The sequence below is a fragment of the Bradyrhizobium sp. 23AC genome, from assembly GCF_054863025.1.
Window position 1 is genome coordinate 1 of sequence record NZ_JAVAYN010000228.1, and the last position, 257, is coordinate 257.

Here is a 257-nt window from a genome sequence, read left to right on the forward strand (position 1 = left end):
TTGAGCAGTTTTGTGCGGCCTTCTTTACCAAGAACAAGTCAAACGCGGCGATCAGTAATATTATTCACCCAGCCAAAGAGCGTTGGCAAAAGCGTTACGCATCTGCAATTGAGGCGTATATAAAAGCGAAAGAAATGTTTGAACGCACTAAGAAAACAGAAGATGCAGTATTAATAGCTAACGCAGAAACAAGCTTTAAAGAGTGTAAGCAAGAAAAAGACCGCCTAGAGATATTCAAAAAGGATTTAGGCAGCTTT

Annotated in this window: 1 protein-coding gene; it reads left to right on the forward strand. The window is 40.1% G+C overall.

Annotated features, from left to right (window positions below; genetic code table 11):
* A partial coding sequence (locus tag RAD10_RS42220) for a hypothetical protein (protein ID WP_461622056.1) occupies positions 1-257 on the forward strand: 257 nt, incomplete at both ends.